The following is a 6,115-nucleotide window of genomic DNA, read 5'->3' on the forward strand; positions in this document are numbered from 1 at the left end:
TAGCGAAATAAATTTAATTTTTTCATCATGATTAACACTCCTTTTTAAAAAAAAAGAAATATAATTCACGATATATCTTGATTATATAAAAATAAGAACAATGCATAATACGAACATTGTTCTTATTTTATAAAATATATTTATCAATCTTCTGATTAAACTTCTGCGTGATCTTGCTCTACGGCAAAACAAGCGATTCGCTGCCCATCATACTCTTTTAAAGTGGGCTGCAGTTGTGTGCACATACCAAATGCTCGGCGACAACGAGCGGCAAAAGCACATCCTGATGGTGGATTTAACGGACTAGGCAATTCACCTGTTAATTTAATACGCTCTCGTCTTAATTCAGGCGTCAATCTTGGTGTTGCTGATAATAATGCCTGTGTATAAGGATGTTGAGGATTTTCAAAAATTTGAGCTTTTGTTCCTTTTTCTACACAACGCCCTAAATACATTACAATAACTTCATCTGCAATATGTTCAACAACGGAAAGATCATGAGAAATAAAAACATAAGAAAGTCCCATGTCTTGTTGCAGATCCATCATCAAATTCAAGACTTGGGCACGAACAGATACATCTAGTGCAGAAACGGGCTCATCTGCAACCACAATGTCTGGATCAAGCATCAGGCCTCGTGCAATAGCAATACGCTGACGTTGACCACCAGAAAACATATGTGGATATCGGCTATAATGTTCTGTTTTTAATCCTACTTTAGCCATCATTGATAATACTTTTTCTTTCCGCTCAGAAGCATTAAGCGCTGTATTAATCAATAAAGGCTCTTCTAAAATTTGTCCCACTTTTTTTACGTGGATTCAATGATCCATAAGGGTTTTGAAATACAATCTGGATCTTTTGGCGACGTAGCTTCTCAGCCGATTTATCTTTAACTAATAGATTTTGCCCACGATAAGAAAGCTCACCTGAAGTCGGGATCTCAATCATCGTTAATAATCGACCTAATGTAGATTTACCACACCCTGATTCACCAACAACAGCCAAGGTTTTACCGCGCTCTAATTCAAAAGAGACACCATCAAGCGCTTTAACTGTTCTTTCTTTTGAAAAAATACCGCCTTTTACGCTGTAATACTTCGCTAAATTAACCGCTTTTAATAAGGGAGTTGATACATTTGGATTAATTTCAGCCATGGGTAGGTCTCCCTGCATTATCTAACGGTGTATGACATTTCACACGGTGCGCCCCTAATTCTTTTAATTCAGGCTCAATCTTATAACATTCATCATGAGCATATGGGCAACGTGGATTGAGTAAGCAGCCTGTTGGGCGATCATAGCGTCCTGGTACAACACCCGATAACGATGCTAATCGTGCTTTATTACTCGCAAATTCAGGAAGTGCTCTTAATAATGCTTGAGTATAAGGATGGCGAGGCGCTTTAAATATTTCTGATGCTTTTCCGGATTCCACCACTTGCCCCGCATACATTACAATAATGGTGTCTGCGGCTTCCGCCACTAATGCGAGATCATGCGTGATCAACACGAGCGCCATATTTTCTTGTTTTTGTAAATCTAGCAAAAGTTCTATGATTTGAGCCTGAATAGTCACATCCAGTGCCGTGGTTGGTTCATCAGCAATCAATAATTTAGGGCGACAAGCAATTGCCATTGCAATCATAACACGCTGGCTCATTCCCCCTGAAAGCTGATGTGGATAGACATCTAAGCGAGAAGCGGGATCAGGAATACCCACCAGCGTTAAGAGGTCGATAGCACGTTGTTTGCGTGTTTTACGACTTCCTCCCTGATGGACTTTTAAGGCTTCCATAATTTGATAGCCAACCGTAAAACAAGGATTCAAGCTTGTCATAGGATCTTGGAAAATCATCGCAACATCGGCTCCGACTAAATTGCGTCGTTCTGATTCAGAGATTTTCATCAGATCTCTGCCATCAAAATAGAGCTCTTTTGCGCTCACTCGCCCCGGAAAATCGATAAGCCCCATAATCGCCAATGAGCTAACGGATTTACCTGAACCTGATTCCCCAACAATACCGACAACTTGCCCTTCTTCAACTTGATAGCTAATTCGGTCTACCGCCTTAAACGGAGTATCTTCATCACCAAAGTGAACAGATAGTTGATTAATATTTAGTAATGCCATGTTCTTACCCCGTTACTGCTTTAATTTCGGATCAAGCGCGTCTCGTAAACCATCACCCATTAAGTTAAAGGCTAATACGGTAAACAAAATCGCCAAACCAGGAAACGTTACAACCCACCATGCACTTTGTGTAAACTGTAATACATCAGACAACATGGTTCCCCATTCAGGTGTTGGTGGCTGCGCGCCCATCCCTAAAAAGCCTAATGCTGCCATATCTAAGATTGCATTAGAAAAACCTAAAGAAGCTTGAACAATTAAAGGAGCAAGACAGTTAGGTAAGATATTAATAAACATCTGACGCAATGAACCCGCGCCAGCGACACGAGAGGCAATCACATAATCGCGATTCACTTCAATTAAGACAGCGGCACGAGTGAGTCGAACATAATGCGGTAAGGCAACAAAAGTTAACGCAATAGAAGCATTAACAATAGAGGGACCAAAAATAGCGACCAAAACTAATGCCAATAATAAACTTGGTAATGCCAGCATGATATCAACAACACGCATAATGCCGATATCCACAAGGCCACCGAAATAACCCGCTGCCAACCCTAGAATAATTCCTAAGATAAGTGATAGTACGACAACGATGCAGCCCACCAATAATGAAAGACGAGCACCAAACATTAAACGAGAAAGAATATCGCGACCAACATCATCAGTACCGAGAATAAATTGCCAGCTCCCCCCTTCTTGCCAAACAGGGGGCGCTAATAAGAAATCACGAAATTGTTCATTAGGGGCATGAGGTGCAAGAAAACCTGCCAGTAATGCAATAAGCAACATAATTACAATATAGATTAACCCAACAACGGCACCTTTATTTTGTTTAAAATAGTGCCAAAATTCTTGGAAGGGGGTCATAGGAGCCGGTGCACTGATGACCGGTGTTACTTTATTTTCAGTCATTATGCATTCCTTATTTTTTATGGCGAATACGAGGGTTCACAATGCCATAAAGAACATCAACCAACAGATTGACGAAGATAATCATCGTTGCAATTAACAGCACACCACCTTGCACAACGGGGTAGTCACGTCGCTGTAAGGCATCAATCAACCAGCGCCCTAATCCCGGCCATGAGAAAATTGTTTCTGTTAAAATTGCCCCCGCCAGCATTGTTCCAACTTGTAATCCAATAACAGTGACAACCGGCAACATCGCATTGCGTAATGCGTGGATAAGAATAACGCGAGCGCGACTTAAACCTTTTGCTCTCGCGGTTCGAATATAATCTTCGCCTAATACTTCAAGCATCGAAGAACGCGTCATACGCACGATAACAGCTAAAGGAATGGTTCCTAATACAATGGCAGGTAAAATGATGTGATGAACGGCATCTAAGAAATTCCCTTCCTCTCCCCAAACAAAGGTATCAATCAGCATAAATCCAGTCAGTGGGTTACTGTCATCTAAAAAGACGCTATCAGCAAGGCGGCCAGAGACAGGCGTGAGATCGAGTTTTACAGACACTAGCATGATTAACATGATCCCCCACCAAAAGATTGGCATGGAGTAACCAGCTAATGACACACTAATCGCAGTATGATCAAAGATAGAACCACGTTTTACGGCTGCCAAAACCCCCACAGGGATCCCAACCGAAACCGCAAAAATCATGGCGCAAACGCCAAGTTCTAAAGTAGCTTTAAAGCGAGGTAAAAATTCATCCCATACAGGAATGCGGCTTTTTAATGAAATACCTAAATCACCATGGAAAATGCCATTTAGGTAATTGATATATTGTTGCCATAACGGCTTATCCAGTCCCAACTCTGCCATTAAATAAGCATGTCGCTCTGGAGAAAGTCCACGTTCACCAGCCATAATCATTACCGGATCACCGGGAATAAGATGAACAAAAATAAACGTCAGTAATGTAATTCCGATAAACGTAGGGATCACAAGTCCCAAACGTTGAAGGATAAATTGCAGCATATCCTAATTCTCTTTTCAAACATCAGCTAAAAGATAGCGCTGATAAATCAGAGGAAAGTCCCCTGCGCCCACAGTGTACTGAATGTATTCGTTATTATTGAATAGCGGTGCCTTTCATAAAGAAAAGCACCGTACTTAAGGCAACCCAATAATTAGGAATTGCTATTATTTAAGAGAGACATTCTCGAAGTGATGTTTGCCTAATGGATCAACCACGTAGTTTTCTACTTTTTTACTCACTGGTTCATAAACGGTCGAGTGAGCAATAATCAAAGCTGGTGCTTGGTCATGCATCACAACTTGAGCTTGTTTGTAGAGCTCTACGCGCTTTTCATGATCAGCCGCTACTCGTGCAGGCTGGATCAGATCTTCAAATGGCTTATAGCACCATTTTGAATAGTTCGAGCCTTGCTCTTTTGCCGCACAACTAAACAGCGTAGCGAAGAAGTTATCTGGATCTCCGTTATCACCTGTCCACCCCATCATAACTGCTTGGTGTTCACCGGATTTAGCACGCTTGAGATATTCCCCCCACTCGTAACTTACGATTTTGGTTTTAACACCAATTTTTTCCCAATCCGCTTGTACCATTTCAGCCATACGGCGGGCATTTGGGTTATAAGGACGCTGTACTGGCATTGCCCATAAATCGATAGTAAAACCATCAGCAAGACCTGCTTCTTTTAGCAATGCTTTCGCTTTTTCAGGGTTATATTCGTAATCGACGACATCATCGTTATAACCCCACATTGTAGGAGGAATAAGGTTTTTCGCTTTCTGACCAGCACCTTGATAAACCGCTTCAATAATGGCGTCTTTATTCACCGCCATACTTAATGCTTGGCGAACTTTTTTGGTTATCCAGTGGTTTTTTCTCAACGTTAAAAGAGATATAACCTACGTTTAAGCCCGGCTGTTCTAACAGATTGATATCGCTATTTTGTTTCATCTTCGCAATATCAGCAGGATTAGGGAAAGGCATTGCCTGGCACTCCCCTTTTTGCAGTTTTGCATATCGAACAGAGGCATCAGGTGTAATAGAGAAAACTAAACGGTCAATATCGGGTTTTTTACCCCAATATTGATCATTGGCTTTATAAAGAATACGAGAATCTTTTTGATATTGCTGTAATTGAAAAGGTCCTGTACCAATGGGATCTAGATCTACTTTCTCAGGTGTACCTGCTTTCATCATATTATCCGCATATTCAGCAGATAATATGGATGCAAAGTCCATTGCCATATCAGCAATAAAAGGCGCTTCTGAGCGAGTTAAAACAAAACGCACGGTATGATCATCAACTTTCTCGATTTTCTCGATCATGTTGTTCATATCCATTCCAGAGAAGTATTCATAACTTCCACCAGAGACTTTATGGTACGGATGTTTTGGATCCATTTGACGCATAAACGTATACATCACGTCATCCGCATTAAATTCGCGTGTTGGTTTAAAGGTTTTACTACTATGCCAATTCACGCCTTTACGCAAATGGAAGGTATACACTTTGCCATCATCACTCACATCCCAGCTTTCAGCTAAACCGGGAATGATTTCGGTTGTCCCCAGTTTAAATTCAACTAAGCGGTTATAGATAGGCACTGAACTTGCGTCATAGGTTGTTCCAGAAGTAAATAACTGAGGGTTAAACCCTTCAGGTGAACCTTCTGAGCAATACACCAATGTTTTTGCCTGCACTCCCGCAGAAACAGCTAATGCGAGCAATCCAATAGTAGCGGTCAAAATTCCTGTCTGTTTTTTGGAGCTTTTCATTATTATTACTCTCCGAAATTGTTCTGTTGTGTTTTGGCTTCCTGTTTAAAAACGGAATACCTTTTTATTTTGTCATTGTTCAATTAACCAACTGTATTCCTTTACGTCAATAAGGGCTCTAGGCCAAAACGAACAAATTACAAACATAAATTAAACAAACACCAAACAATTACAGGATAAAAATTGGACAAATTCGTTTAATAGTAGAGAATAAAACCACACATTAAGTGAGTCTTAAGTTAAATGACTATTTTAAAAAAAA

Annotated in this window: 3 protein-coding genes and 2 pseudogenes; all 5 read right to left on the reverse strand. The window is 40.7% G+C overall.

Annotated features, from left to right (window positions below; translation table 11 throughout):
• Window positions 1-155: 155 nt before the first annotated feature.
• Window positions 156-1,158, reverse strand: a pseudogene (gene dppF, locus BHE89_RS07895) (dipeptide ABC transporter ATP-binding subunit DppF).
• On the reverse strand, window positions 1,151-2,134 hold the full coding sequence (gene dppD / locus BHE89_RS07900; protein ID WP_069369577.1) for a dipeptide ABC transporter ATP-binding protein: 984 nt from the start codon (window positions 2,132-2,134) through the stop codon (window positions 1,151-1,153). The pseudogene dppF and the gene dppD overlap by 8 nt, the downstream one beginning before the upstream one ends.
• Window positions 2,135-2,146: 12 nt before the next feature.
• Window positions 2,147-3,049: a dipeptide ABC transporter permease DppC gene (gene dppC / locus BHE89_RS07905; protein ID WP_069369576.1), complete on the reverse strand. Its 903-nt coding sequence runs from the start codon at window positions 3,047-3,049 to the stop codon at window positions 2,147-2,149.
• 10 nt (window positions 3,050-3,059) lie between these two features.
• Window positions 3,060-4,079 carry a dipeptide ABC transporter permease DppB gene (dppB, locus tag BHE89_RS07910; RefSeq protein WP_069369575.1) on the reverse strand — a complete coding sequence of 340 codons (1,020 nt, stop codon included), beginning with the start codon at window positions 4,077-4,079 and terminating at the stop codon, window positions 3,060-3,062.
• A gap of 165 nt (window positions 4,080-4,244) precedes the next feature.
• A pseudogene (gene dppA, locus BHE89_RS07915) lies at window positions 4,245-5,853 on the reverse strand (dipeptide ABC transporter periplasmic-binding protein DppA).
• Window positions 5,854-6,115 lie beyond the last annotated feature (262 nt).

This window comes from Shigella sp. FC1967, from assembly GCF_001743005.1.
GTDB lineage: Bacteria > Pseudomonadota > Gammaproteobacteria > Enterobacterales > Enterobacteriaceae > Proteus.